This window comes from Dyadobacter sp. (genome assembly GCF_017744695.1).
GTDB lineage: Bacteria > Bacteroidota > Bacteroidia > Cytophagales > Spirosomataceae > Dyadobacter.
This window is the reverse complement of the sequence record NZ_JAGIAS010000003.1, coordinates 276964-302620: the sequence shown is the minus strand read 5'-3', so window position 1 is coordinate 302620 and position 25657 is coordinate 276964. Positions and strand designations below refer to the sequence as shown.

The following is a 25657-nucleotide window of genomic DNA, read 5'->3' as shown; positions in this document are numbered from 1 at the left end:
GATTTTGTATGAATAATCTCCTTCGAAAAGGATTGATACCTAGAATATTAAGCCACAAGCTCCTCTGCCATTTTTTGCTCTTCCGTTACCTTGTGTTTTTTGGGTGAAATGAATGTGTAAATCGCCGGGATCACAAACAATGTCAGGATCAGGGAGAACATCAGACCACCTACTATCACCACGCCAAGCGGTACCCGGCTGGTGGCCGCCGCACCGAGGCTCAATGCAATCGGTAATGCACCGAATGCGGTGGCCAGACTTGTCATCAGAATCGGACGCAAACGTTGCGTCGCCGATTCGACGGCTGCCGCCATCCTGCCCATGCCCTGTTCCCGTTTCTGGTTGGCAAATTCCACAATGAGAATACCATTCTTCGTCACAAGCCCGATGAGCATGATCATCCCGATTTGTGAGAAGATATTAATGGTTAATCCAAATAAATAAAGGCTCAACAATGCACCTGCCAATGCAAGCGGCACCGTGATCATGATGATGAACGGATCGGTGAAACTTTCAAACTGGCCTGCAAGCACCAGGTACACCAGCAAAAGTGCCAGTCCGAATGCAAAGCTGGTATTGGAGGAGCTTTCCTCAAAGTCGCGGGAAGGACCCGTGAGCGATGTCTGGAAGGATTCGTCCAGCAATTTGGCCCCGATCCGGCGCATGGCTTCCACCCCGTCGCCGATGGTTTTACCCTCTACGAGCGAAGCGGAAATAGTGGCGCTTTTATAGCGGTTATAATGGTAAATGGTCGGTGGGCCGCTTTCCTCCTCCATATGCACAACAGCGGTAAGTGGAATGCTTTCGCCGCGATTGTTCCGCACATATAACTTGTCGATATCCGCAGGTTTGTTACGCTCCGAGCGTTCGACCTGACCGATTACCTGGTATTGTTGGCCATTCATGATAAAGTAGGCCAGGCGACGCCCGCTGAATGCGGCCTGAATGGTAGCAGCCACATCGGTGGTCGATAAGCCCAGGTCGCGCGCTTTGAGACGATCGATGGTCAGGCGTACCTCGGGTTTGTTGAATTTGAGGTTAACGTCGACGTTCTGGAAGGTTGGATCTTGCCGTGCCTCGTCGAGGAATTTTGGAAGGACCTCGCTCAGCTTGTCAAAATCGAGGTTTTGCAATACAAACTGAACCGGAAGGGAGCCTCTGGAACCGATACCCACGGAAATCGTCTGTTCCTGCGTCGCGAATATCCGGGCGTCGTTGAATCTCGATAGTTTTTTATTGATGTCCTGCGCGATATCATTCTGGCTTCTTTTGCGCTGGTCGGCGGGAACCAGACCGATACGTGCCGTTCCACTGTTCACACCACCGCCGCCAAAACCGGGTGTAGCCGAGAATGTAAATGCTCTTTCCGGAATAGAATCATTCAGGAAATTGCTGAGTTGGTCGGATACCTGCTGCATTTGATCAAAGCTGGTACCCTCGGGTGCCGAAAGGCTGAATCGGACACTGTTCCGGTCTTCCATTGGCGCGAGTTCGCTTTGCAAATGGGTGTAGGTAAACCAGATCAGCACACCGCAGGCAACGACCAGCACCCACGAAATCCAGCGGGCTTTCATAAATCCGCGGAGCATCCGGTTATAGCCGTTTTCCATTCCGGTGAAGAATGGTTCTGTTTTATTGTAAAACCAACCATGGCCTGCGTCCTTGCGGTTCAGGACCACGTTCAGTACCGGCGTTATTGTGAGGGAAACGAATGCGGATATCAATACCGCGGAGGCGACCACAATCCCGAATTCCCGAAAAAGGCTTCCTACAAAACCTTCGAGGAAGATTACCGGGAGGAACACCACCGCAAGCGTCAGCGAGGTAGAAATAACAGCAAAGAAGATTTCCCTGCTTCCTTCCAGGGCTGCCTGCCGGATGGGCAAGCCGCTTTCGAGTTTCCGGAAGATGTTTTCCGTAACGACAATACCATCGTCGACCACCAGGCCCGTCGCAAGCACGATACCGAGCAGGGTGAGGATATTGATCGAAAACCCGCACATGTACATGATGAAGAACGTCGCCACGAGCGATATCGGAATATCGATCAATGGGCGCACGGCCACCAGCAGGTTCCGGAAGAAGAAGAGGATCACGATTACCACGAGAGAGAATGCGATAATCAATGTTTCTTCTACCTCTTTGATCGATTGCCGCACCAAGCGGGTATTATCAATGAGGACGTTGAAAGTAATGTCCGATTTATTTGATTTCTGGATCTCTGCGAGGCGCTTGTTGAACTCGTCGGAGATCTGCACGTAGTTGGCGCCAGGTTGGGGGATTACCGCCAGACCTACCGCGTACATACCGTTGTATTTCCAGCTTTGCTCTTCATTTTCTGGCCCCAGCTCGACTTTGGCAACATTACCGAGCCTCACGATCCCAGAACTGTCGTTGCGGATGACGAGGTCGTTGAACTCCTTCTCGCTTTTCAAACGGCCCATTGTTCGGATCGTCAATTCCGTATTGTCGCCGTAAATTTTACCGGCAGGCAATTCGACATTCTCCGAAGCCAGGGTGGTGGTAATATCGTTGAAGGAGATGTTATACGAGTCCATCTTGTTGGGATCCAGCCAGATGCGCATCGCGTACCGCTTTTGCCCGAAAATGTTGATCGCGCTCACACCGTCGATCGTCTGCAGACTTTGTTGAAGCACGTTTTCGGCATATTCACTCAGTTCGAGCAAACCTTTCGACGGACTTTGTACCGCCAGCAGCAGAATGAAATCGGAGTTGGCGTCGGCCTTGCTTACAACGGGCGGCGCGTCGATGTCCTGCGGAAGGTTGCGGACAGCCTGGCTTACCTTGTCGCGTACGTCGTTGGCGGCGCCTTCGAGGTCGGATTTCAGGTTAAATTCGACGGTAATGTTGCTGGAACCGATCTGGCTCGAAGAACTGATACTCTTGATACCGGGGATACCGTTGATACTTTTTTCGAGGGGCTCGGTAATCTGGCTCTCGATAATGTCGGCATTGGCACCGGTGTAACTCGTTCGCACGTTCACGATCGGCGGGTCAATGGCGGGGTAGTCCCTAAGGGAAAGAAAGTTATATCCTACCACACCAAAAAGGATGATGAGCAGGTTCATCACGACCGCCAAAACGGGCCGTTTCAGGGATAGTTCTGAAATATTCATAGCACGGGTTTCAAAGGAATGGTCACTGCAACAAGCGCCGCGGAGGCATTTGCTACTTACTCGCTACATTCAGGTTTCTAACACTTCTCACTTTCACAGGAGCATCGGGACGGGCAAAAAGTACGCCCGAAACAACCACCGTATCGCCGACATTCAGGCCTTTGGTCACTTCCACTACATCTTCCCTGCGGTCGCCGGTTTCGATCTGTGCGAAAACAGCTTTGCCGCCTTTCACGGTCACGACTTTCTTGCTGCGTGCTTCCGGGATAATGCTATTGGAGGGGATGAGTATGCTATTCTTATTATTGCTGGCAGTGATATACACTTTTGCAAACGAGCCGGGGCTGGTATTCCCTGAGCTGAGCACCGCACGGACAGTCAGGTTGCGGGTGGTCTGGTTCACTTGCGGTTCAATCGCCAGAATGCGGGCGGTTTCATATTTGCCGGAAGCCTGGTCGAGCATTACTTCTACGGTACCGCCTTTGCTTACATATTGCTGATAGCTCTCGGGAACCGTGAAGTCTATGCGAAGATTGGAGAGCTGCTGCATGGTGGCGATAATGCTCTGAGGCGTTACGTACGCGCCTGCGCTCACCTTGCGCAAACCTACCACACCTGTGAACGGCGCCTTGATGATCGTTTTGTCAATCAGGGCCTGTGTGTAGGCCATATCTGCTCTGAGCGTATTGACATTGTTCAGCGCCAGGTCGTAATCTGCCTGGTTGATACCGTTGACGGCGAGCAGTTGTTTGAGCCTTTTTTCGGTTGTTTCGGCAAGGTCGAGTTGTATTTTCGACCGGTTGAGCTGGGCAAGGAGATCTGCATTGTTGATTCGGGCGATCACGGTGCCTTTTTGTACCGTTTTGCCTTCGGGCACGTCGAGGAAGGTGAGCAATCCGCTTACTTCCGGCCGTAATTCTGCGAATTCGTTGGCCACGATGGTGCCGTTCACCTCCACCTTGTCACTTACCTTCTCGGATTTCGCAACAATCACATCTACGATGGTGGGGCCTCCACCGCCTTTTTGTTGAAAAGTATCCTTTTTTTCTCCGCACGAAAGCGTAATAAAGAGCGAACCGGCAATGAAAAGTGAAGACAGAGGTTTGGTTAAGTTTGGCAATCTTTCTGCACGGGCAGATCTGGCGATAACATTCATAGGGTTGGTTACCTGGGCTTAAATTGGTTTAGGAGTCTGGCGGACTAAATGCGTCCTATTCAGAGGTTTGTTCAAAATTAGATATTAATCTCGAACCGATTAGACTTTTCGCCGCTATAAAAGTTTAATGCCAGCTAATTTTTTTATAAGGAACTCCCGATCACTTTAAGCAATGTATCGCATTTTAACTCTGTTTCAAACCATTCCTGCTCAGGTACAGAGTCTTCCGTGATCCCTGCGCCGGCGAAAAACGTCGCAATGCCGTCCTTGAAACGGACGGTGCGGAGGTTAACGAACAAGTGGGTATCGCCACTCACTTGCGCGGGCCCCAGGAAACCGCTGTAATAGGAGCGGTTGTAGCCTTCGACATCATTGATGAATTGGAGGCTCGGCGCCTTTGGTACGCCACAAATGGCGGACGTCGGATGCAGGAGTTTGAGCATGACCGAAGCGAGCTCAGGGAAGTTAAGCGCTACTGTATCAACCTCAAAAACAGTCCTGAGATGGTACAAGTTACCCGCCAGCACAGTTTTAGGTCCCGTTTCCAGGTATTCGCGCAGGCGTATTTTTTTAAAGCATTCAATAATATAGCGGCTCACAAGCGCTTGCTCTTCAATCTCTTTCTCACCCCAGCGGATGTCGTACTTGGGAATGAGCGTGCCCGACGCGTCGCGTGCGCCCTGTGTGCCTGCGAGGGACATGGTTTTAAATGTGCCGCCGGACATTTGTTCTACCAGCAATTCGGGGCTGGCCCCCAGCCACATTTCGTTTTCTTCCGGAAGGTTCACCAGCGAAACAAATGCGTGCGGGTAGGCTTTGACGAGTCGCTGAAATGCCTGGGCGGGTTGGAACGCATCGGTGTACCGAAGGTCTTTGGTGCGTGAGAGGACCACTTTTTTAAACTGGTTCTGACGAATTGCTGCCACTGCCAGTTCTACGGTCCGTTCAAAGCGGGATTTAGCATCGAGGTGATCGCTTAGCGGAAGGAGCGGGCTGGCAGGTACCTGTTGCTGATTTTCCTCGCTGCTTTCGGTCAATGCCAGTTGAACCAGTCTTTTTACTTCGGGATGTTCTTCGCCGGGCTGATTTTCAATTTTAGTAATCCGGTTGTCCTCCGAGAACGTGAGTATGATATCGCCTTCCAGGAACATTACTTCCTGATCGTTTTCCCAGTAAAATGTGCTTATCACGAAGCCCGGGCTCATTTTTTCAAGTTCGGGAAGGCATTTGCGGCTCCCGTCCTGAATGGAAATAAGTAATTTGATTTCGTTCGTGTGAGGCAGGCGCCATAATGCAGATGGGAAACCCATCATTTTGGAAGCGCGCCAAAGCTCCTCAATCTGTAATCCTTCAAATATCGAAATCCCGGTGTCGGTCTGTACTGATAGCATTTATAACGAATGGGCGTGTCCCGTTAGGTCAATTTTCTGCAAAATAATGTTAGCGGTCTGCATTCACAATAGCGACAGTGAGTCTGCTGATACAAACGAGCTTGTTTTCTTCATTGGTGATACGAATGTCCCAGATGTGTGTGGTACGGCCGATATGGATCGGTCGCACGGTCCCGTACACATAACCTTCTTTCACCGGTCTGAGGTGGTTGGCATTGATTTCCAGCCCCACGGCGTGTTTGTTCTCGTTTTCGGGAATTGTCAAAAAGGAAGCAATACTTCCCAATGTTTCGGCCAGTACCACCGATGCCCCGCCGTGCAAAATCCCGAAGGGCTGGTGGGTACGTTGGTCGACCGGCATTTTGGCTGACACATAATCTTTTCCGATTTCCGTAAACTCTATTCCGATGTGGTGGGCGATGCTGTTCTTTCCAAAAGATTGTAGTGAATCGACGGTGACGGTTTTAGCAAACATATCTAAAAAATGTATAAATTTGTATTGGCTTTGCGGATAAAAAACAAGGTTTTTGTAAATTTTATATTTAAATTATCCTATTATTTTGAAAAGAAAATCGATTTACCTCATTCGCCACGGTGAAACTGATTTTAACCGCAGGGGAGTTGTTCAGGGAAGTGGTGTTGATTCCTTGCTGAATGAATGGGGAGAAGCTCAGGCCGAAGCTTTTTTTAATGCTTACCAACATGTTCCGTTTGACAAAATTTATACCTCTGACTTAAAGCGAACACATCAAACCGTCCGCGGGTTCATCAGGCTCGGTATACCGCATGAAAGCTATTCCGGGTTGAACGAAATCTCCTGGGGAGACCGCGAAGGCCGCGAACCGAACACGGGTGATAACAACTACTACCGTGAGCTGGTAAATGCCTGGAAAGCAGGGGAGGTAAACCTTGCCGCGGAAGGCGGGGAAAGCCCCGTTGACGTGCGCGAACGCCAGATTCCGGTGATCGAATCCATCCTCTCGCGTCCGCATGAAAGAAACATCCTCATTGCCATGCACGGCCGTGCCATGCGCGTTTTGCTGACTACGCTTTTCAACCAGCCGCTGGTGCGTATGGATGACTACGAGCACAGCAATCTTTGCCTCTACAAGATCAATTACTCCTACGACACCCAGCAGTTCGAGCTGGAAGTGTCCAATGACATCACACACCTTCTTTCCATCGAAATCCCGCAAACGATATAGCAGCCGTTTGTGTAGATTCGTTTCCATTGGTGTATTAATGTACCTCCCCTGAGGGGTCATTAATACATTTGTGGCTTTTCAATACATTATCAGCGTTCGTATGCTCATGTCCAAAAAACGCATCTATTGGACTCTTCAGATACTGGGTTGGACATTGATCATTATGTTCGAATACATTCCGTATCTATTGGAATACGGTTTCAAGCTGACGGAATTCTATTCTGCACTGGCAAATATCCTGCTAGGCATTTGCCTTACCCATGTATACCGCCTGGTGATCAGGCGGTGGAACTGGTCATCACTTCCGTTGCCCAGGCTCGCATTGCGTGTGATCGGGTCGGTATTGTGGCTGGGACTTATTATGACGATGATTAACCAGCCGATGGACCGTGAGGTGCTGGAACATAACATGCTCAACCAGCCGTTGATTTTTTGGGGTTATTATACCAATTGGTGTAAAATCCTTCTGGCGTGGATACTTTCCTACACGGTTTACCACTATGTAGAGCAGAACCGCCTGGCGAGTTATGAAAAAATCATGCTGAAAATGTCGATGCGCGAAGCGGAAGCGAAAGTGTTGCGCTCGCAGCTTAACCCGCATTTTACATTCAATGCCCTGAACAGCATCCGCGCGCTGGTGTACGAAGATCCTAAGCGTGCGCAGCTAAGCATTACACAGTTGTCCAATATATTAAGGAACTCTTTGTTAGCCGACCGTCGTAAAACAGTCGATTTGCAGGAGGAGCTTCGCACGGTAGAAGATTATCTCGAATTGGAAAAAGTGCGTTATGAAGACCGTCTTTCTTATAGCATTACGACCAACCCTCAGGCCATTTACTGGCAAGTACCGCCGATGATGTTGCAAACGCTCGTCGAAAATGGCATCAAACATGGCGTGGCGAAGCAAATGGGAGGCGGATTTATCGGGTTAAAATCGGAAATTGCAAATGAGCTGCTGGTGATCACCATCCATAACTCGGGTAATCTGGGAAACACGGAAGTGAATGCAGGCAACCTGGGCAATACGGAGTCCGGAGGGGTTGGGTTAAAAAATACTGCCGAGCGCCTGTCGATTTTGTACGGTAAGGCGGCAACATTCCGGATTTTCCAGGAGCAAGAGAACGTGGTTTGTTCGGAAATAAAAATCCCGATGCTTTCGGAGGGCGTGATGATGGTGGGAGAGGGATCCGAAAAAGAGAACTAATGACCAAATCAATATACTATCTGTTTATTATTCCTAACTGATCCATCCGCCATGAGGACCTTAATTGTAGATGATGAGCGACTAGCACGCAACGAGTTGAAGAGATTGCTTGAACCATACACTAAAATTGAAATAGTAGGAGAAGCCGCCAATGCAGAGGAGGCGCTGAAGCTGATTGAGGAACAGCAGCCGGAATTGCTTTTCCTGGATATCCAAATGCCCGGTAAGAACGGTTTCGAACTGCTTTCATCGATCGAAGGTAAAAGTCCGGAAGTGATTTTTACGACCGCATTCGACGAGTATGCCATCAAGGCATTCGAGTTCAATGCATTGGATTACCTTCTGAAACCCATCGACACCGAGCGACTTAAAGAAACCATTCACCGCATAGAAGAGAACCAGGCACAGCCCGAAGCGCCCGCGCATGCGAATGAGCGTGCCGAGAAGGTACTGGGTGAAAACGATCAGGTGTTTGTGAAGGACGGTGAGAAATGCTGGTTTGTAAAACTGGGTAAAATCCGCCTCTTCGAATCAATGGGGAACTATGTTCGCCTGCATTTCGACGACCAGAAACCTTTGGTACTGAAATCTTTGAACAACCTCGAAGAGCGCCTGGATCCGAACACTTACTTCCGTGCCAATCGCAAACATATTATCAACCTGCATTGGATCGAGAAAATCGAGCCTTGGTTCAGCGGCGGGCTGCTGGTAACCTTGCAGGGCGGGGATAAAATCGAGATCTCACGTCGCCAGGCCATTCGTTTCAAGGAACTGATGAGCCTTTAATCGCTTTCCCAACTGTAAAAAATCTAAGACTATGGGTTTGAAGCAAATGGCTGCCCTGATGCTCGGCGCTTTGTCGTTCTGGGCATGTAACCAGCAGTCTAAAAAAGAAAATGCAGTCGCTGAAACCGGTTATCAGGCAGGGGAGGTGAAAAAGGAGCAGTTCGGAGGTTGCGATACGGTTGCTAACAAAGGCGTTTCTGTGCTGATCAACCTCTGGGAGCCGACTGACTCCGGGGCGGTTGCAAGCAAAATCAGGGAGATACTGACGGATAAGGCCATCAAGCGGTTGAACTCCTATGGTGATCCGGCCAGTGCGCTGGCACGCCTGGAGGCCATTAAAAGCCCGAAAGCAGCCTTCGAGGATTTTGAAAAGAATTACAACGATTTCAAAAAGGAATTCCCCGACTCACCGGGCTGCTGGGAAGTGGAATTGCACGGTGACACCGTCATGACGACTCCGAAAGTGATGTTCTATCAACTCGATCATTATGCATTCACCGGCGGCGCACATCCTAACAGTTTCACCTCGTATCATGCATTCGACGGCAAAACAGGCGAGGAAATCGAAATGAAGCACTTTGTGGCCGATTCGGTGGCTTTGCTGAATATTGTTGAAAAGAAGTTTCGCGAATTGGAAAAGCTGGCTCCGGGGGTTGACCTGGAAGATGCCGGTTACTTTCTCGCGAACCACAAGTTCTTCATTCCTGCCAATTATGTATTTACGCCGGAGGGTGTGCTGTTCTTCTATAATCCCTATGAAATAGCAGCCTACGCCCGTGGACCAATCGAACTTACGATCCCTTACGAGGAGTTGAAAGGCATTATCAGGAAGGACGCGGTGTTCTGATTACATTTCGCCGGAATCTTTAAAGCTATAATAACCGTCGTCGGTGAAAATGATATGATCCTGAACGGGCAGGTCGAGCAATCGGCCTGCCTCTTTTATTTGCTCGGTGAGCACCTTATCAGCAAAGCTCGGTATGAGTTGCCCCGACGGATGGTTGTGCACCAGGATCAGCGAACTGGCCATATGGTCCAGCGCGATTTTGAATATCATCTTAATATCGGTAGCTGTGCCGGAGATCCCGCCTACGCTCACCTGTATGGCCCGCATGACGTAGTTACCGCGGTTAAGCAGCAGAATCCAGAACTCTTCATGGGTTTTATCCATCAGGTAGGGGCGCATAGCCTCATACACCGGCTGGGAGCCGATGATCTTACGCTTTTTATCAGAAATAATGTCTTTGCGCCGCCGGCCGAGCTCCAATGCGGCTAGAATGGTGAGTGCCTTCGCTTCGCCTATTCCTTTGATTTTAGTGAGGTCCCGGACGTTCAGCTTGGCAAGCTCGTTGATATTGTTGCCTACGGAAGTCATCAGTGCTTTGGCCAGGTCTACGGCGGTCATTTCCCTCGTTCCGGAGCGGATCAGAATGGCCATTAGCTCGGAATCCGAGCAGGCGGCCCGGCCTTTGTTCATGAATTTTTCGCGGGGCTTGTCATCATCGTGCCAATTGATGATCACTTTCGGATTGTCGCTCTTTTTTCTAGGCATATGAATGGGATGCATTAATACTTGCATCCTTGATACGCAGAAAATGTGCTTTGGTAACAAATGCTATTGTCCCAACTCGGTCAGCGCCGCCCGTGCTTTGTTATCAATGCTGTTCTTATACTCGTGTTTTTTGAAGCTCATGGCTTTTTTGAAATACGATATAGCTTTCTGATTATCAGTGTTTTTTTGATGAACATAACCCATTTGTAATGCAGACGACGCAGCGAAACCTCCCGCAGCTGCATCTGCCTGTCCGAGCGCGATCGAGCGCTCGTAAAATGGCATACATTCATTGGTACGACCTGATTTTTGAAGAATTCGCGCCATTCGATAATTGAATTCAGCCTTTTCATAGGTTGTGGCAAAACTTTTCTCCGAAACAGTTTTCATCAGTTCCCAGGCCCTCTGGAAATAGCCGCCATCTGTCGCGTACCTGGCTTTGTAGAGTATCTTTTGTTGCGGATTGATTTTCCCTTCGCTGAATTCCTTCGCAATCCTTTCGGCAAACTGATCGGCCTCTACAATGGTGCTTCCTGTTTGAGCTACTTTCAGGATGTAGCCTGCCGCTTCCTGATCGCGTCCGGCCAGCCAACGGCACATGAACATCTTGAAATAACTGTCCTTGATGTAATTGAACCCCGCATACTGTTTCAGGAACCTCGTATATGAGGCAAATGATTCGTCATAGTCGCCGTTTTGCAACGCAATCTCACCGCGCAGGTAATGCAGGAAGGGAAAGGGCATGTATTCCTTCCCTTTGGGGGCCTCTGCGAGGAAATGCGAAGCCTCTTCACTCCGGTTTTCTTTCATTAAAACTGTGGTGGCAAAGAAATGCAGCAGCAGGTTATCGGGTTGTTCCTTCGGCCATTGTCGGATCCGGTTTTGCTGCTCGGGGCTCAGTTGTAGGGTGTATGCATGCAATAGTAAATCGATCAGTTCGGCTTCCTGCCTGAAAAACGGCTCCTCCTTGACTACCTCACGCAGTTCACGAATCCCCTGAGTAATGTTGCCTCTTAATCCGAGGATTTTAGCAATCCAGGTAAAGTTTTCAGGAATGGAGCCAATTAATACGTGGAGCAGTCCGAGCGATTTGAGCGTGGGGGTGAATGCCGGGAATTTCTTGCGGTTGTCTTCCAGCAGCCGGTATGCCTTAATGATCTCCCAAGAGCCGCTCACTTCATTCCCGAATTTGAGCTTGGCGAATGCGGAATGCAGGCGGATGTCGGCCTGGAAAAGTTGCTTGTATGGAGATTTTTCAGAAAGTTTCCCTACCTGGTCGAGCCGTTTGTCTTGTTGCTGGGTAAAGACTTTGTAGCGGGAACGGTCCTCGGCGATCAGCAGGTAATGCAGGTCGGCATAGCTGTCGAGATAGGAGATGAACGGGTTGTCGGGGTTGCCGGCCCTTTCATCGTCGATCAGCTCGCGAGCCGCGGGTAGTCTCAGTTTTTGTATTTCAAAATAGGCTTTTTGCAGCTTCGGCGAAAAGATGACGTCGGCTTGCTCTTCGGTAGCTAATGCAGCCTGATGGACAAATAGTGAGAGCAGGCACAGCAATCCCCTGAATACCGGATATAGCCCTTCCGAATAACTGCTGCTCATATTAATGTACATAAAAAAAGGTTGCCCGGATAAGACAACCTTTCAATTTAATATTAAAAATCCTAGCGGCGCTGATGAACAGGCTGAACGCTTTCCACGTCGGCGAGGATACGTCCGCAGTGTTCACAAACGATCAGTTTTTTCCGCTCGCGGATATCAGCCTGGCGCTGAGGAGGAACGATGCTGAAACAGCCACCGCAGGCTCCACGCTGTACGTGCACAACGGCCAGACCGTTGAGCGAGTTGTCGCGGATTTTCTGGTAAGATTTCAGTAAGCGTTCTTCGATTTTCTTAATGTGTTTCTCTCTTTCAGCAATCAATGCCTGTTCTTCGGCCTGGCTTTCCGAGGTAATCACCGAAAGTTCGTTTTTCTTCACTTTCAGGTCTTCGTTTCTTTCATTCAGGATCGATTCCGCGCGGTTGGCATCTTCTTCGATGAGGCGGATACGTGCTCTGGCTTCGTTGATCTTCTTGTCGGCCAGTTGCATATCGAGTTCTTGCAATTCTATTTCCTTGGTGATGGCGTCGTATTCGCGGTTGTTGCGGACGTTCATCTGCTGATCTTTGTATTTCTTGATCAGCTTTTCCCCTTCTTTCTGTGCATTTTTGAAATTGTCGATTTCTGTGTTCAGATTGGCAATTTCAGATTTAAATTTTCCTAAACGCGTTTCGAATCCTGCAATCTCGTCTTCGAGGTCCCTTACTTCTTCGGGCAGGTCCCCGCGGGTTTTTAGTATTTCGTCAAGGCTTGAATCGATTTCCTGAAGTTTCAGGAGAGCATCTAGTTTTTGTGCGATTGTGTTTTCCATGTATGTCTTTTATGGACTTGTTTCAATGCTTGAAATGTGAGGTAGTCAGCCCTAATTTAAACAGATTATCAGCAGAATTCGTTGTCAAAACCGGTTTTCAGGAAAAATACCGCACCGGATTGGTACTGATTTCTGACAAACAGAGTGCGAAATTACTAAATTTTCCTGATATATAGTCATGCAATAAATTTTTCGTAAATACTTCGCTTTCATAATGGCCTAAGTCACAGATCATAATGCGTCCCTCGGCGTCGAAAAATTCGTGATACTTGTAATCGGCCGTAACATACACATCGGCTTGGGCTGAAATGGCATTACGGAGCAAAAAGCTGCCCGCTCCTCCGCATACCGCCACGCGACGGATGACCTTGCCGGTAGGGTCGGTATGTTTGATGACAGAAGCTTCCATACTATGCTTTAAATGGGTTAAGAATGCTATTGTGTCCAGCGCTTCCGGAAGCTCGCCGATCGCCCCTGCACCTACTTCCTGGTTCTCGTTTTCAAGGGCAGACATATAATACGCTACTTCCTCGTACGGATGCGCGCGCTTGAGTGCGCCGAGTACCTGCCCTTGTAAATGCGAAGGCAACATTATTTCCACACGATGCTCGTTCACTGTTTCCAGCTCGCCACGCGTGCCAATAGCTGGGTTGGCATTATTGCTGGGAAGAAATGTGCCCAATCCCTCACCGCGGAAGCTGCAATTCCGGTATTCGCCGATTTCGCCGGCGCCGGCTTCAAAGAGCGCTTGCAATATTTGCTGTGTGTTTTCAACCGGGCAGAAAAAAGCCAGCTTCGACAGGATTTGCCTTTTAGGGGCCAGTACCCTGATGTTTTGAAGGCCGAGCCTTTTGGCGATTTGCCAGTTTACTCCTCCCACAACATGGTCGAGATTGGTATGTGTGGCATACAGCGCGATGTCGTTTTTGATAGCCTTGATGACGGTACGTTCGACGTAGTTTTTTCCATTGAGCTTTTTCAGGCCTTTGAAAATAATAGGATGGTGAGCGACGATGAGGTTACATTGCTTGCGGACGGCCTCGTCTACAATATCCTCCGTAATATCGAGCGTGAAGAGGATACCGGTAACTTCCGTGTCGGGTGTGCCGACCAGCAGTCCCGCGTTGTCATAATCTTCCTGGTAGGGCAGTGGGGCGAGCTTTTCGAGTTCGGTTAAAATTTCTTTGATGAAAGTCATAAATTTTTCCAGTGATTCAACTATTTCATTTTCAGAATATTCTTAGTTGAAGAGTTATTGATTTACAAATAAAATAACTAAATTGCTGTGTAAGGTGTTGCAATCGTAAATATTAGTAGTAGTTTTGCACCACGTTTTACAAAAACGCTTGTGAAACGAATCGGTTTGGTAGTTCAGTTGGTTAGAATACATGCCTGTCACGCATGGGGTCGCGGGTTCGAGTCCCGTCCAGACCGCACAAAAGCTCAGAGATATCTGGGCTTTTTGCATTTTTGAGACTTTCGGGAATACGCGGGCGGTTCGAGTCCTGCCGGATTGCCGGCCCAGCGGAATGCCGCCCAGCCAGACCGCGCAAAAGCTCAGAGAGATCTGGGCTTTTTGCATTTTAGGCTCTTCTCTTTGGTATGATTTTCATGTCGGCGAAAGATTTTTTAAATCTTTTCACCAAACGACGAGAATTATGGCCAGTCACCAATTTCAGGAATGTATCGATGCCTGTGTGTCATGCGCGCAGGCGTGTACCTATTGTGCGACCGCATGCCTGCGCGAGGAGCATGTTGAGCATCTTCGGAAATGTATACAGCTCGACATGGAATGCGCTGCAATATGCCATGCTGCTGTGGAATTAATGACGCTCGAAAGTGATTTCAGTGCGCACCTGTGCCGGGTGTGTGCGGATGTTTGCAATGCGTGTGCCGCTGAGTGTGAGCAACATGCGGCCATGGGAATGGATCATTGCCGTGTTTGTGCGGAGGCATGCAGGCTATGCGCTGCTACCTGCGAGACGATGGCTACGCCCGTTTAAAATGGGTGCAAAAAAAACACGCAGGTTTCAAAATGAACCCGCGTGTCAAATTACACTTCATCAACAAACTAAAAACCAAATAAAACTAATACGAAAAAAATCGCTTGTCAAGTTTTTTTTGCTGTAGGAGGGGGATTCGAACCACCCACGGTGCGGTTAGCTACGGTACAAATACTGTTGGTGGTCCACCCCAGTCGACTTGCGTCGGCATTATGCCGCGTTTATCCCTTATTCACCACCCCCGAGACAGGAGGGCATGGCTGCCAATTTCATCACCCTACAATGTGATTTCAAACTAAGCCAAAGCGGCGTTGCTGCCGGCTTTTTTATAATTTGGTTCTGCAAAACTAAAACTTCTGATCTGAATTATAAAATATTTTCATTTAAAATTGTTAAAATTTACAATTCTTTCATAATTTGAGCTTGATTGTTGCGAAGAATTCAAACTTTTAACACGAAATGCAAAAATATTCAGATATTGATAATACCGACCTCCGCATCCTTTCCCTGCTCATCGAGAACGCGGCGTTACCGTACACGGAAATCGGGAAGCGTGTGTTTGTGTCGGGTGGCACTGTCCATGTGCGGATGAAAAAGTTGGAACAAATGGGCATCGTAAAGGGCTCCCAGCTCGTGATCGATCCTACCAAACTGGGGTGGGATATCAGCGCCTTCCTGGGAATCTACCTCGATAAAAGTTCGTTGTACGAGCAGGTGGCCACCGAGCTGGAAGGGATACCTGAAGTTGTGAATATCCATTATACCACGGGAATTTATAGTATCTTTCTTAAGATTGTTTGCAGGGACACCGGGCACCTCCGTGAAATCCTCCATGACAAGATTCAAAAAGTAAACGGCATCCAGCGAACAGAGACCTTTATTTCGCTGGAAGAGCGTATCAATCGTTCTATTCCATTGGCCGAGAGTTAGTTGTAAATTTCTCTTGACCTCATTAAAAGAAATTTGTAGATTTGTATTGTATATATAAAAAACTTATATATATTTGCTGTATAAAAATTTCACTCATGGAGAATAACACAACGAGCAACGAGTATGTACGGGGTACACTAAAGACCATTGTCTTGAATCTGCTGGCAGAGCACGACCGGATGTATGGTTATGAGATTACCCAGGAGGTAAAAGACAGAACAGGCGGAGCTATCGCTCTCACATTCGGTGCGCTCTATCCTGTGCTCCATAAACTGGAGCAGGAGGGGTTGCTGTTGACCGAGTCGGTGGAAGTAGACGGGCGCCTTCGGAAATATTATTCCCTGACACACCGCGGAAATGAAACCGCTCGTACTAAAACTAATGACTTAGAGCGTTTTATAGAGGCAGTAAGGTTGCTGCTGGCCCCTAAAAACCTGGCAACAGAATAAAGAATAGGTACATGGCTAATCTCTAAACAGATCGATCTATGAAACGCCTTCAGGAAAATCGCATTGACGAAATAAGCAAGTATTTGCAAGCAAGCAAGCTGGATCCGGAATTGCTTCCGGAGATTCTCGATCACCTGGCTTGTGAAGCAGAGGAAAGTCTTTGGGATGGCAAGCCATTCGAGCAGATTTACCAGGATATGGTGAAAACGGCTGATGCGCAAACCCTCCTGAATCTGAGTGTTGATCATCAAAATCTATTAGCCATGGAAAAATCCCTCAATGACATCGTCTTCGAGAACCGTAACAAGTCGTACGGCGCGTATGATCTGAGAAAAGGTTACGGGCAGACTGTCCAGCGGGCGGTTGTGATGGGTGTAGCGTTCTTTTTGTTGCTCGTTATGTTTCCGAAGCTTTATGCTAAGCTCATCCCGGATCCCAAACCGGACGACGTAGCGTGGCTCGTAGAAGCGGAGACTGTTAATGTTACAATGGAAGAGCCGCCTAAGCCACCACCAGTGAAAGAAGAAATGGCTCCTGTGCAGAAAACAGTGAAGTCGCTAACGCCGGAGGTGCTTCCGGACGACAAAGTGGAGATTGAAGAATTGCCGCCGGTGGTAGAGGACCTTACCAATGCGCAACCTTCGACGGAAACAGTGGATGGAGTGGCGGATTTGGATGTGATCGTTCCGCCGGTTGAAAATACAGTAGCTCCCAAAGCGGAAGCTGCCGGCATTGAAGCGAGGAAAGAAGAGACATTTACGTTTGTAGAACAGTCGCCGCAATATGCAGGTGGAAACGAGGCGATGGCGGCTTTCCTGCGTAAAAACCTTAAATACCCCAGACCGGCGTCACAAGCGGGTATTCAGGGAAAGGTATTCGTACAATTTACAGTAGGTTCTGATGGAAAAATAGAGAATGCGGCCGCAGTGAAGGGCATCGGTTTTGGTTGCGATGAAGAAGCGGTAAGAGTGGTGAAAATGATGAAAGACTGGATGCCTGGCAAGCAGGCAGGCGTTCCGGTAAGGGTTAGATTTACACTACCGATCGCATTTCAACTGGACTGATCATCGCCCACTTGCGTAGATGCCTCCCTGTTATTGAAGAAAATCCTCGCTTCGGCGGGGATTTTTTCGTTTTTTTGTACTATTCAAATTTTTCCACGGCAGGTCCGAACGATGACGGTATTAGTGAGCAACCATTTCAGTGTGAGTAATTAATGTATGCGATAGTTGATATTGAGACCACAGGCGGGGGAGGAACTTCACGCATTACAGAGATTGCAGTTTTTAGACACGATGGTACCCGGATCGTCGATTTTTTTCACTCGCTGATTAATCCCGAAATGTATATTCCGCCATTTATCACCCGCCTTACCGGGATCGATAACGAAATGGTGAAAGATGCGCCTACCTTTTTTGAAGTTCAGGATGCCGTGAGGGCCATGACCCGCGACGCGTGGTTCGTAGCCCATAACGCGAAATTTGATTATGGATTCATCAAGCGGGAGTTTGGGGCGTTGGACGAGTACTTTCAGCGCGATTTGCTTTGCACTGTTCAGCTGAGCCGGAAAATCTTCCCGGGCCTTAAATCATACAGCCTGGGGAACCTGTGCGAAAGCCTGGAAATCATGATCGAAAATCGCCACCGTGCTCATGGCGATGCCGAAGCGACGGTTCGCCTTTTCGAAAAGCTGCTGCTGAATGACAAGCAGAACCTTATCCCAATGGATTTGTATCAGTAGTAAATCCGATCCCGATCTTTCATGGAATGGTTTTTGAAGGTTGTGTGAACATCACTAACCTAAATAATTCCTTCTCATGAAAGCTTACATCAATCTCTTGATAATCCTTCTTTTGTCCTTCACGCTCACCAGTTGCGAGGTGATTGGCGACATTTTTAAAACGGGCGTCTGGACGGGCGTAATTCTCGTTGTGGGAGTTATTGGCATCGTGATCTGGCTACTCGCGAAGGCGTTTAGCGGTGGCTCGAAGTAACACGTAGGTATCATGCATATTAGAAATACTTAAAAAAACGCTGGCAGGCGCTTGCATCTGAAAATTCTCCGTTTCATCTTTGCACTCCTCAAACGAGGGCCGGGCGTTCAAAAGTGACACCGGTAATGATTGAAATGGGGGATTAGCTCAGTTGGCTAGAGCGCTTGCATGGCATGCAAGAGGTCGTCGGTTCGAATCCGATATTCTCCACAAAAAGCCGCTTCTGAAATATCGGAAGCGGCTTTTTTATGTTTTAGCCACTCCACTTTCTCTTCATGGGAAGCGCAGCACCTGTAAATTGCCGAATGTAACCGTTGGAGTATCAGTTGTTGCTTCGTTAAAGTATCTTAATTACCTTGCTTGTGCACTATTAAAACACATTCAATGAAACACTTTTCCTTTCTGCGACTGATTACACTCTTAATTGTCTTTTTCACTGCAATGGCGTTTTCGTGCCAGGATCATCACATTCCCGAACCCGTTACGAACTGCAACCGGATCGATGGTACTCCTCGCGCATTTGACTGCGAGTTTGAATTTGTAAAAGCAGAATTTTATCGGGTTGCCGAATATGGTTGGAAACCCAATGATACGCTGGTATATGCTACCGCGACGTCTGCCAATCCAAATGTTCAGATCAAAGAGCCGCGTTTTGCCAACTGGATTGTAGGTTCTCGCAGCGGATTGTACTTTATCCAGCTTCCAGTAAAGGTGACCATCAAACGGATCGCGCCATCCCCTTCCAACTCTGCTACCTATTTTCTTCGCAAGGATTTTCGGGCCACGTCCAATGGTGTGGAATTTCCGACATACTCGGGCAACCTTCCGGCAGATGATACCCACCGACAAGTGAAAATCGATGTCCCGGTGGGCGATACTTATGCTTTCTTGACGTCATACGTCTGGTCAGGAAGCGCATCTTTCGACGGTAAGTATATGAATTATCATATTGATGGAGGCAGAGACTACCTCGCTATTCAAAATGTAGAAACTTCGAAGCTTTTACGCCAGGCCCCATATAATTATAGTTTATATCGGGATATAGCGGAAGCCAAATTGTTGTTTCATCCCTATATCATTCCATCCAGCGATCCTTTTTGAATAGGTGCCCACAGCTGCATTGGTGCCAGTATGCGGCGCCAATGCAGACTTATTAGTTCAATTGATCTTCTCAATCCCTAATACCACCGAGTCAAACTGCTTATCGATTCGAATTTCAATCCCTTTATCACTAAGTTCTTTCCCGCTGAAAACACCGAAGTCCTCGCCATCTTCCGGAGAAAAGAGTCGGTACCTGTTGCCAGGCTCAGCAAGTGGAAATGCAAATGTCCGCGAACTTTCCACGGATCCGTTTCTGAAAAAGAACAACACGCCGCCTTGCTTTTCTTTATTGAATTTGTAAACGCCGTCCCAGTTACTCATGGTTGGTCGCTGGAAGATGTCCGAAACGTAGGAGAAGCGTGTGAATTGATATTTCTGGTCCATCATTTTGAACCAGGTATTCCATTTCAAATACCACGGTTTCAGCTCGGCGGGAAGTTTGCGGCTGTCGCCGACAAGGATTGGTTTGACGGATGCTAACGACAGGAATGTGTATTTGGAATAGGGCGAATCCATAAACTGATTCCCGATCAGATTGGTCGCCGTAGGGATGGCGCGGCTGCGATCGAAAGCCATTTGGCGGATATTGATCGGGCCAATGGGCGCATCGTCGTCGTAGTTGGTGAGCCAGTCGTAGTCGGCATGCTCTATTAATGCGTAGTCGTTGATGTAATATTCTCCCCAAACTTCGTAGGTACAGTCGACGAGCAGATCAGGAAATGCCTCGTGCAAGTCGTCGAAGAGCTGCAATGCTTTTTCGTAAATGGCATAGTAAGAGCTTTCGCGGTCTTTATAACCTTTGCCTTCCGATTTGTAATCTCCCTTTTTGGAATAATCGAGTACGTAGGCTGAGTTGGCGATGGCAAGGTCGAGCTTAATGTAAGCGAGGTCGTTCTCCCGCACGTGGTGTTTTATTTTTTCTAATATATAATCGTAATATCCTGATGCCAGGGACATCGTGACGCGGTTTTTCATTTCCTCATGCAGGTACGCGGGTTCGCCATTTTTGTCGTACACCGACCATTCAGGATGTTCCTTGTATAGCTTGCTGCTTTTATCGACCGATCCAAGGCTCATCCAGAGGCCGGCTTTCATTCCGCGTTTGCGGATATGGTCGGTGATGGGTTTGAGGCCGTTAGGGAAACGCTGCGGATGCGGTTCCCAGTCGCCGTAGTTGCTTTCCCAGCCCGCATCCATAATGAAGAGATCGGTGCCGGTGCCTTCCAGGCCGTCGGCGAGCTGGGTTACAAGCGTGTCATTGATATTGGTGTAAAAAGGTCGCCAGGTGTTGAAGAATGTAAACGGTATTTCCTTACGCTCGAAAAGTTTCACGCCCATGCGTGTACGTATGAAGTCGGCGAAATGGCCTTCGAACGCATCTTCCCATTTCTGGGACTGGACAAGGCAGATGAAAGTTCTGGGGCTGTTAAACTTTTTTCCCGGTTCAATCCATTTTTTAAACGGATAGTGATCCGTGAGGCTCGTCATACCGATCGAAATACGGTTGTGGTCGGTGTATACTTCCGTCTTTTTGAGGATGCTGGGCGCCTCATTACCCAGTATAAATCCCTCTTTTACATAATTATTATAGACAAAAATGGCAGCATCGTGATGATCGCCGGAGTAGGGGCGCCAGGCGAAGCGGGAGCCATAATTGGTATACAACTCACTTTGTTGGGACGAAACCGGAACGAGGTTCAGCCTTTCCACTTCCAGGTCGGCGATGGCAATGGCCTTTGTAGTGTTGTTGGTAATGCTGATTTGCTTCCGCACAACTGGCAGCTCGTCGTATATTTCGTATGTTAAATCCACCAGCACATTTTCCGCATTGGTACCCGGTTTCCCGGCCAGCTGTACCACCACTTTCTGAATGCCGTCACCGGTTTTGGCGGAGGTGTGTTTGATGTATTTAAATAATCCGTTCGAGCCGTTGCTACTCACCGGCTTACCGTTAATTGTAAAATAAAACTCTTCCGAGCCAGGGCGACTGTAATCTTTGTTCGTCAGAAGATGCTGGAAACGGGATGTGTGGAAAGAATTATCACCGATAGTGAATTTTCTTTCCAGGAAGCGGTTTTTAATAACAAGCGAGTCTTGCGAAAACGCATTGCACGAGGCAAAGATCGCCAGCAGGGCAATCCGGATAAATTTGTAGTACATAGTAATGTGTATAGTAAATATTAACTATTTAACTAACTATGAATTAACCATAGTGAGGGTAAATTTAATAAAATATCGAGAAGAATTTAAATTTTAAATAGAATGTCAACAAAGATGTAAGCTGGTCTTTGAAAAACCCTGATATTGCAGCTTCTTAATTCAAGACGTTTAATCTATGTCACAGAACTTATTCGATTTTGGAATGATCGGACTCGGTGTAATGGGAAGAAACCTGTTACTGAACATGGCCGATCATGGTTTCTCTGTTATCGGTTTCGATAAGGACGAAACCAAAAATTCTGCGTTGGAATCCAGTGCCACCCCGGGCACCACTGTTAAGGGCGTTTCGGAACTTGCCCAGATGATCCAGCTGTTGCAACGCCCCCGCAAAGTGATGATGCTGGTACCAGCAGGTCAGCCGGTCGACGATGTGATTGCATCCCTGTTACCTCTTCTTGAAAAAGGCGACGTTATCATCGATGGAGGAAACTCCCATTATACAGATACCCTTCGCCGTGTGAAATACCTCCGTGAAAAGGATATTCATTTCATGGGAATCGGCGTTTCGGGTGGTGAAAAAGGTGCCCGTACAGGCCCCAGCATTATGCCGGGCGGCGACAAAGAGGCTTATGCACACGTGCAACCGATGCTGGAAGCGATTGCAGCAAAGGTAAACGGTGAGCCTTGCGTGGCCTACCTCGGAAAAGAAGGCGCCGGGCACTACGTGAAAATGGTGCACAACGGTATTGAATATGCGATCATGCAGCTCATCAGCGAATCGTACGCGATCCTGAAAAAGGCGGGTTTGAGCAACCAGCAACTTCACGAAGTATTCAAAAGCTGGAACGAGGGCGACCTGCAATCGTTCCTGGTGGAAATTACCGCCGATATTTTCCTGCAAAAAGACGACAAGACCGACGCGCACCTGGTAGATGTGATTTCCGACAAAGCAGGTTCGAAAGGAACCGGTAAATGGACTTCACAAGACTCTATGGAGTTACCCGTGGCGGTTCCGGTGATCGATACCGCCGTGGCCATGCGTACGCTATCGGGTTATAAGGATGAGCGAGTGGTTGCGGCCGAACTTTACGGTGCAAGCAATGCGATTTCGGAAGAAACCCAGGTGCTGATCCAGCAAGTACACGATGCATTGTATTTTGCCACCATCCTCGCATACGCACAAGGCCTTGCAATGCTGTTCCAGGCATCGAAAGACCTGCAAATGGAGATACCTTTAACGGATGTGGTAAGCGTCTGGAGAGGCGGTTGCATTATCCGTTCATCGCTCCTCGGTGTGTTTACGAACGCCTACAAGCAAACCCCGGAATTGTCCAATATTCTGTTGAACCAAGAGGTAGCTGCATTGGTTAAGTCTGTGGAAGGTAACACACGTTCGCTGATCGCATTTGCCGCCCAGTCGGGCATACCGGCCGCTGCGTTGATGTCGTCGCTGGCTTACTTCGACGCATACAAAACAGCGTACATGCCGACGAACCTGATCCAGGCGCAACGTGACTACTTTGGCGCGCATACGTACCAACGTACCGATATCCCAGGTACATTCCACACAGAATGGGGTCAACAATAAATCAGAAATTTTATGCAAAGCAATAAACGTCCCCCTGCCTCGGTACTCTTCATCTTTGGAGGAAGCGGGGACCTCAACTACCGGAAGCTCACTCCCGCTCTCTATAACCTGTTTCTGGACAATTGGATGCCCGATCAGTTCGCGATCGCGGGTATCGGCCGGAGTGCTTATTCCAATGAAAAATACCATGAGCATTTGCTCGACGGCGTGACGAAGTTCTCGCGCCGCAAGGGTAAGCAAAATGGCCACTGGACGGACTTTACGCAGCACGTTTCCTACCTGCAAATGGATGGCGACGACGCAGAAGCTTACCACAAGATCACCGACCTCGTTAAAGAGAAAGAAGAGGAATGGGGTGTGCATCCCAATGTGATATTCTACCTCGCGGTAGCACCTCAGCTTGTTCCTTCGATCGCCCAGAAACTGGGTGCATTGAAGATCTGTGGCGATAAAGGCACAACTCGTATTGTTGTTGAAAAACCTTTCGGTCACGACCTGGAAAGCGCTCACGAACTGAACTTGCTGCTTTCGAGCATGTTCGCCGAGGAGCAGATCTTCCGTATCGACCACTACCTGGGTAAAGAAACCGTTCAGAATATCCTCGCGTTGCGCTTCGCGAATGCATTGTTCGAGCCGCTCTGGAACCGCAACTACATCGATCACATTCAGATCACGGCTGCCGAGGCGGTAGGTCTGGAAGGCCGTGGAGGCTATTTCGAGCACGCGGGCGCATTGCGCGATATGGTGCAGAACCACATTCTGCAAATCCTGTGTATGATTGCGATGGAACCGCCGGTGTCGTTCGATGCGAACGAGATCCGTAATAAAAAGGTAGATGTGCTGAATGCGATCCGTCGCATCGGTAAAGAACAGGTACACGATTTTGCCGTTCGCGGTCAGTATTCGGGTGGCTGGAAAAAAGGCGAGAAAGTAGTCGGTTACCGTCAGGAAGAGGGGGTGAATCCGCAGTCGAACATCGATACATTCGCGGCTGTGAAGTTTTATATCGACAACTGGCGCTGGCAGGGTGTACCGTTCTATGTAAGGACCGGTAAATACCTGAATCAGAAAGCGACCCACATTACATTGCATTTCAAACAAGCGCCGCATTATGCATTCCCGCCTGAGTCTGCTGAAACATGGCGCTCCAACCGTCTGACAATCAGCATTCAGCCGAATATGGACATCAGTATCCGCTTCCAGGCCAAACGTCCGGGACAAACTATGATGCTCGATCCGGTGGATATGACTTTTGATTACGATGCAGCAGGCGAACACGCACCGGAAGCATACGAAACATTGCTTCTGGACGTCATGGAAGGCGACGCGACGTTGTTCATGCGTAACGACCAGGTGGACGCTGCGTGGAGAGTGATCATGCCGATCCTCGAAGCGTGGGAAAACCGCCCGCCACAAGACTTCCCGAATTACGCACCCGACTCATGGGGCCCCGACGCTGCCGATGCACTCATCGCCCGCGATGGCCATACGTGGCTCAACCTGCCTCCAACCCCGTAAGCTATGGAGTTGCATATCGAGAAGGATACCAAAGCATTAAGTGCCAGCCTTGCTGAATGGATTAACAATTACATTCAGCAAGTGCTTGCAAAGCAGGACCGTTTCACTTTCGTATTGTCGGGAGGAAGCACGCCGAAAGCATTGTACGCATTGCTGGCCGAATCGCCTTACAAGGAGTCTATTCCCTGGGAAAAGCTCCATTTTTTCTGGGGTGACGAGCGTGCAGTACCATTTGAAGACTCGCGGAATAATGCCAAAATGTGTTATGATGAATTGCTGGATAAAGTGCCCGTAAAGGCCGAAAACATCCACATCATGCGCACGGACATTACGCCTGAGGAGTCGGCTGCTGAATATGAAAAGATCGTAAATACCTATTTCGAAGGTTCGGAAACCACATTCGACTTCGTATTGCTGGGCATGGGGGATGATGGTCACACATTGTCGCTTTTCCCTGGTACGGAAGTGATTCACGAGCAGCATGTGCTCGCGACTTCGTTCTTCCTGAAAGCACAGGATATGCACCGCATTACGCTCACGGCCCCGGTGGTGAACAATGCTGCGTGCGTGGCGTTCCTGGCGGCCGGTGCAGGCAAGGCCGAGGTTTTAAGACAGGTTTTAAAAGGAGAGAAGAATGTAGACCTCTATCCTTCCCAGATCATTCAGCCTGTAAAAGGGCAATTGCACTGGTTTGTGGACGAGGCTGCGGCCGCCCTGCTTTAACAGGTATATTGTTCTATTCCAAATGCTGCGAAGCGCGTCGATCCGTCGGCGCGCTTCGTGCTGTTTATGGGGTTTTTAATGCGCTCAACAATCCGCAGCGCCATTAGATAAAATCTAACGGCCCTTCGTTCGATAGCGTATTAATTTTACGTCGAACAAACCTCACTCACATGATACACATTCTGAAAATCGCGGCGGTTGTCATCGTGGTAACCTACGCGTTGCGGCTGGTTAATGCCCAGTCCGATTGGCTCGTATTTGCCGGTCTGGCGATTATCGGGCTGTCCCTCTACTTCCTATATATTGTCCTGGGACAAATTGTAAACCAATTGAAATCTAAACTGTAATCGAA

Annotated in this window: 23 protein-coding genes and 2 tRNA genes; 16 read left to right on the top strand and 9 right to left on the bottom strand. The window is 48.7% G+C overall.

Annotation, left to right across the window (positions count from 1 at the left end; translation table 11 throughout):
• Positions 1-47: 47 nt before the first annotated feature.
• The 4 genes from J7619_RS13340 to J7619_RS13325 form a co-directional block, all read right to left on the bottom strand.
• Positions 48-3137 (bottom strand): efflux RND transporter permease subunit, encoded by a 3090-nt coding sequence (locus J7619_RS13340; RefSeq protein ID WP_291198951.1) that lies wholly within the window; start codon positions 3135-3137, stop codon positions 48-50.
• Positions 3138-3189: 52 nt separating this feature from the next.
• Entirely contained in the window at positions 3190-4293 is a 1104-nt protein-coding gene (locus tag J7619_RS13335) for an efflux RND transporter periplasmic adaptor subunit (RefSeq protein ID WP_291198949.1), read from the bottom strand.
• A gap of 143 nt (positions 4294-4436) precedes the next feature.
• Entirely contained in the window at positions 4437-5684 is a 1248-nt protein-coding gene (locus J7619_RS13330) for a chorismate-binding protein (protein ID WP_291198947.1), read from the bottom strand.
• Positions 5685-5733: 49 nt separating this feature from the next.
• Positions 5734-6159, bottom strand: a complete 426-nt coding sequence (locus tag J7619_RS13325; RefSeq protein ID WP_291198945.1) for a hotdog fold thioesterase — start codon at positions 6157-6159, stop codon at positions 5734-5736.
• Between the two features lie 85 nt (positions 6160-6244).
• Here J7619_RS13325 and J7619_RS13320 point away from each other — a divergent pair, with 85 nt between their 5' ends.
• From J7619_RS13320 to J7619_RS13305, 4 genes are all read left to right on the top strand, one after another.
• On the top strand, positions 6245-6889 hold the full coding sequence (locus J7619_RS13320; RefSeq protein ID WP_291198943.1) for a histidine phosphatase family protein: 645 nt from the start codon (positions 6245-6247) through the stop codon (positions 6887-6889).
• 106 nt (positions 6890-6995) lie between these two features.
• Positions 6996-8093, top strand: a complete 1098-nt coding sequence (locus J7619_RS13315) for a sensor histidine kinase (RefSeq protein ID WP_291198941.1) — start codon at positions 6996-6998, stop codon at positions 8091-8093.
• A gap of 51 nt (positions 8094-8144) precedes the next feature.
• A complete protein-coding gene (locus tag J7619_RS13310) occupies positions 8145-8879 on the top strand; it encodes a LytTR family DNA-binding domain-containing protein (RefSeq protein WP_291198940.1) in 735 nt (244 codons plus the stop codon).
• Positions 8880-8910: 31 nt separating this feature from the next.
• Complete coding sequence (locus J7619_RS13305) at positions 8911-9726, top strand: DUF3298 and DUF4163 domain-containing protein (protein WP_291198938.1); 816 nt, start codon at positions 8911-8913, stop codon at positions 9724-9726.
• On the opposite strand, the gene radC is transcribed toward J7619_RS13305, so the two are convergent.
• The 4 genes from radC to J7619_RS13285 all read right to left on the bottom strand — a co-directional run bounded on the left by radC (position 9727) and on the right by J7619_RS13285 (position 14037).
• Positions 9727-10431: a RadC family protein gene (radC, locus tag J7619_RS13300; protein ID WP_291198936.1), complete on the bottom strand. Its 705-nt coding sequence runs from the start codon at positions 10429-10431 to the stop codon at positions 9727-9729.
• Positions 10432-10494: 63 nt separating this feature from the next.
• A complete protein-coding gene (locus tag J7619_RS13295) occupies positions 10495-12042 on the bottom strand; it encodes a tetratricopeptide repeat protein (RefSeq protein ID WP_291198934.1) in 1548 nt (515 codons plus the stop codon).
• A 50-nt stretch (positions 12043-12092) separates the two neighbouring features.
• Complete coding sequence (locus tag J7619_RS13290) at positions 12093-12839, bottom strand: zinc ribbon domain-containing protein (protein ID WP_106595892.1); 747 nt, start codon at positions 12837-12839, stop codon at positions 12093-12095.
• 97 nt (positions 12840-12936) lie between these two features.
• The gene (locus J7619_RS13285; RefSeq protein ID WP_291198931.1) at positions 12937-14037 is read right to left on the bottom strand and encodes a Nif3-like dinuclear metal center hexameric protein; all 1101 of its coding nucleotides are present in this window, start codon (positions 14035-14037) and stop codon (positions 12937-12939) included.
• 162 nt (positions 14038-14199) lie between these two features.
• On the opposite strand from J7619_RS13285, the gene J7619_RS13280 reads away from it, so the two are divergent.
• From J7619_RS13280 to J7619_RS13245, 8 genes are all read left to right on the top strand, one after another.
• Positions 14200-14273, top strand: a tRNA-Asp gene (locus J7619_RS13280).
• Positions 14274-15301: 1028 nt separating this feature from the next.
• On the top strand, positions 15302-15772 hold the full coding sequence (locus J7619_RS13275; RefSeq protein ID WP_015814589.1) for an Lrp/AsnC ligand binding domain-containing protein: 471 nt from the start codon (positions 15302-15304) through the stop codon (positions 15770-15772).
• Between the two features lie 95 nt (positions 15773-15867).
• A complete protein-coding gene (locus J7619_RS13270; protein ID WP_015814590.1) occupies positions 15868-16221 on the top strand; it encodes a PadR family transcriptional regulator in 354 nt (117 codons plus the stop codon).
• A gap of 38 nt (positions 16222-16259) precedes the next feature.
• Positions 16260-17285: an energy transducer TonB gene (locus tag J7619_RS13265; protein WP_291198927.1), complete on the top strand. Its 1026-nt coding sequence runs from the start codon at positions 16260-16262 to the stop codon at positions 17283-17285.
• 152 nt (positions 17286-17437) lie between these two features.
• The gene (locus tag J7619_RS13260; protein ID WP_291198925.1) at positions 17438-17962 is read left to right on the top strand and encodes a PolC-type DNA polymerase III; all 525 of its coding nucleotides are present in this window, start codon (positions 17438-17440) and stop codon (positions 17960-17962) included.
• A 76-nt stretch (positions 17963-18038) separates the two neighbouring features.
• A complete protein-coding gene (locus J7619_RS13255; protein WP_291198923.1) occupies positions 18039-18215 on the top strand; it encodes a hypothetical protein in 177 nt (58 codons plus the stop codon).
• A 136-nt stretch (positions 18216-18351) separates the two neighbouring features.
• Positions 18352-18425: transfer RNA gene (locus tag J7619_RS13250), tRNA-Ala, on the top strand.
• Between the two features lie 174 nt (positions 18426-18599).
• The gene (locus J7619_RS13245) at positions 18600-19316 is read left to right on the top strand and encodes a hypothetical protein (RefSeq protein WP_291198921.1); all 717 of its coding nucleotides are present in this window, start codon (positions 18600-18602) and stop codon (positions 19314-19316) included.
• 57 nt (positions 19317-19373) lie between these two features.
• On the opposite strand, the gene J7619_RS13240 is transcribed toward J7619_RS13245, so the two are convergent.
• Positions 19374-21476 carry an alpha-galactosidase gene (locus J7619_RS13240; RefSeq protein ID WP_291198919.1) on the bottom strand — a complete coding sequence of 701 codons (2103 nt, stop codon included), beginning with the start codon at positions 21474-21476 and terminating at the stop codon, positions 19374-19376.
• Between the two features lie 175 nt (positions 21477-21651).
• Between J7619_RS13240 and gndA the strand changes: the two genes are divergently transcribed.
• The 4 genes from gndA to J7619_RS13220 all read left to right on the top strand — a co-directional run bounded on the left by gndA (position 21652) and on the right by J7619_RS13220 (position 25652).
• Positions 21652-23064 carry an NADP-dependent phosphogluconate dehydrogenase gene (gndA, locus tag J7619_RS13235; protein WP_291198917.1) on the top strand — a complete coding sequence of 471 codons (1413 nt, stop codon included), beginning with the start codon at positions 21652-21654 and terminating at the stop codon, positions 23062-23064.
• A 12-nt stretch (positions 23065-23076) separates the two neighbouring features.
• The gene (gene zwf, locus J7619_RS13230) at positions 23077-24582 is read left to right on the top strand and encodes a glucose-6-phosphate dehydrogenase (protein WP_291198915.1); all 1506 of its coding nucleotides are present in this window, start codon (positions 23077-23079) and stop codon (positions 24580-24582) included.
• 3 nt (positions 24583-24585) lie between these two features.
• Positions 24586-25305, top strand: coding sequence for a 6-phosphogluconolactonase (gene pgl, locus J7619_RS13225; RefSeq protein ID WP_291198913.1), 720 nt, complete (start codon positions 24586-24588; stop codon positions 25303-25305).
• A gap of 170 nt (positions 25306-25475) precedes the next feature.
• The gene (locus tag J7619_RS13220; RefSeq protein ID WP_291198911.1) at positions 25476-25652 is read left to right on the top strand and encodes a hypothetical protein; all 177 of its coding nucleotides are present in this window, start codon (positions 25476-25478) and stop codon (positions 25650-25652) included.
• The last annotated feature ends 5 nt before the right edge of the window (positions 25653-25657 follow it).

Excerpts from the sequence above, each read along its gene's own strand:
- J7619_RS13275 (WP_015814589.1), top strand. The coding sequence starts at position 15,302 with ATGCAAAAATATTCAGATATTGATAATACCGACCTCCGCATCCTTTCC.
- J7619_RS13315 (WP_291198941.1), top strand. The coding sequence starts at position 6,996 with ATGTCCAAAAAACGCATCTATTGGACTCTTCAGATACTGGGTTGGACA.
- J7619_RS13255 (WP_291198923.1), top strand. The coding sequence starts at position 18,039 with ATGAAAGCTTACATCAATCTCTTGATAATCCTTCTTTTGTCCTTCACG.
- J7619_RS13240 (WP_291198919.1), bottom strand. The coding sequence starts at position 21,476 with ATGTACTACAAATTTATCCGGATTGCCCTGCTGGCGATCTTTGCCTCG.
- J7619_RS13335 (WP_291198949.1), bottom strand. The coding sequence starts at position 4,293 with ATGAATGTTATCGCCAGATCTGCCCGTGCAGAAAGATTGCCAAACTTA.
- gndA (WP_291198917.1), top strand. The coding sequence starts at position 21,652 with ATGTCACAGAACTTATTCGATTTTGGAATGATCGGACTCGGTGTAATG.
- J7619_RS13305 (WP_291198938.1), top strand. The coding sequence starts at position 8,911 with ATGGGTTTGAAGCAAATGGCTGCCCTGATGCTCGGCGCTTTGTCGTTC.
- radC (WP_291198936.1), bottom strand. The coding sequence starts at position 10,431 with ATGCCTAGAAAAAAGAGCGACAATCCGAAAGTGATCATCAATTGGCAC.
- J7619_RS13325 (WP_291198945.1), bottom strand. The coding sequence starts at position 6,159 with ATGTTTGCTAAAACCGTCACCGTCGATTCACTACAATCTTTTGGAAAG.
- J7619_RS13330 (WP_291198947.1), bottom strand. The coding sequence starts at position 5,684 with ATGCTATCAGTACAGACCGACACCGGGATTTCGATATTTGAAGGATTA.
- J7619_RS13285 (WP_291198931.1), bottom strand. The coding sequence starts at position 14,037 with ATGACTTTCATCAAAGAAATTTTAACCGAACTCGAAAAGCTCGCCCCA.
- J7619_RS13290 (WP_106595892.1), bottom strand. The coding sequence starts at position 12,839 with ATGGAAAACACAATCGCACAAAAACTAGATGCTCTCCTGAAACTTCAG.
- J7619_RS13265 (WP_291198927.1), top strand. The coding sequence starts at position 16,260 with ATGAAACGCCTTCAGGAAAATCGCATTGACGAAATAAGCAAGTATTTG.
- pgl (WP_291198913.1), top strand. The coding sequence starts at position 24,586 with ATGGAGTTGCATATCGAGAAGGATACCAAAGCATTAAGTGCCAGCCTT.
- J7619_RS13245 (WP_291198921.1), top strand. The coding sequence starts at position 18,600 with ATGAAACACTTTTCCTTTCTGCGACTGATTACACTCTTAATTGTCTTT.
- J7619_RS13295 (WP_291198934.1), bottom strand. The coding sequence starts at position 12,042 with ATGTACATTAATATGAGCAGCAGTTATTCGGAAGGGCTATATCCGGTA.
- J7619_RS13260 (WP_291198925.1), top strand. The coding sequence starts at position 17,438 with ATGTATGCGATAGTTGATATTGAGACCACAGGCGGGGGAGGAACTTCA.
- J7619_RS13220 (WP_291198911.1), top strand. The coding sequence starts at position 25,476 with ATGATACACATTCTGAAAATCGCGGCGGTTGTCATCGTGGTAACCTAC.
- J7619_RS13310 (WP_291198940.1), top strand. The coding sequence starts at position 8,145 with ATGAGGACCTTAATTGTAGATGATGAGCGACTAGCACGCAACGAGTTG.
- zwf (WP_291198915.1), top strand. The coding sequence starts at position 23,077 with ATGCAAAGCAATAAACGTCCCCCTGCCTCGGTACTCTTCATCTTTGGA.
- J7619_RS13270 (WP_015814590.1), top strand. The coding sequence starts at position 15,868 with ATGGAGAATAACACAACGAGCAACGAGTATGTACGGGGTACACTAAAG.
- J7619_RS13340 (WP_291198951.1), bottom strand. The coding sequence starts at position 3,137 with ATGAATATTTCAGAACTATCCCTGAAACGGCCCGTTTTGGCGGTCGTG.